At 31.9% G+C, this 769-nt stretch carries 1 protein-coding gene; it reads right to left on the reverse strand.

From position 1 onward, the window contains the following. Window positions 1-571 precede the first annotated feature (571 nt). Window positions 572-769: OmpA family protein (locus JNK74_28630; GenBank protein ID MBL7650151.1), on the reverse strand; the 198-nt coding region annotated here is incomplete at its 5' end.

Consider the following 769-nt stretch of genomic DNA (forward strand, 5'->3'; position numbering starts at 1 on the left):
AAAACTCAAAAAAAGAATATTGTACGGGAGAATTTCCAAACTAAGAGGTTTTTCACAATTCTATTTAAATTAGATTTAGCCACAGATTAAAATAATTACACCGATTTAAGAAGCAGCCTGTTAATTAAAGAATGTAAAAGATTTGTTTTTAAGCTGCTCTTTTTAAACATAAAGCACATAAAGTTCCCAACCATTAATTCCCGTTTGAGTTGTTCTAATTTGCTTTCCAAAATCTTTTGAAACATGCGATTATTAACATCAAAAAAACATTGCCAAATAAGAAACATCTAATTTGAGACAAAGCCTCTTAAAAAGCCAAAAAACACCTTTTAACACTAGCTTATCTATAAAAGTAATCCCAAAGAATAAAGACTAAAAACCTACGCCTTAAAAAAGAAGTATAAAATTGTTTATCTTCAATAATTTTCTATCCACTTTCCACTTTCCACTTTCCACTTTCCACTTTCCACTTTCCACTTTCCACTTTCCACTTTCCACTTTCCACTTTCCACTTTCCACTATAAAAAAAGGGTTGCTGAAAAGCAACCCTTTTTTCTATTGACTTTAGAAATTATCTCTTGATAATCAAGAATTCACTTCTTCTGTTTTTAGCATGATCTTCTTCTGTACAGTTTTCTTTGCAATCCACTTTAGGCTCGCTCTCGCCATAACCTTTTCCAGAAATTCTGGATTTGTCGATTCCTTTAGAAATAACGTACTGAACAGTTGATTTTGCCCTTCTGTCAGAAAGGTTCATGTTGTAAGCATC

The sequence above is a fragment of the Candidatus Hydrogenedentota bacterium genome, assembly GCA_016791475.1.
In the GTDB taxonomy this organism is placed as follows: domain Bacteria; phylum Hydrogenedentota; class Hydrogenedentia; order Hydrogenedentales; family JAEUWI01; genus JAEUWI01.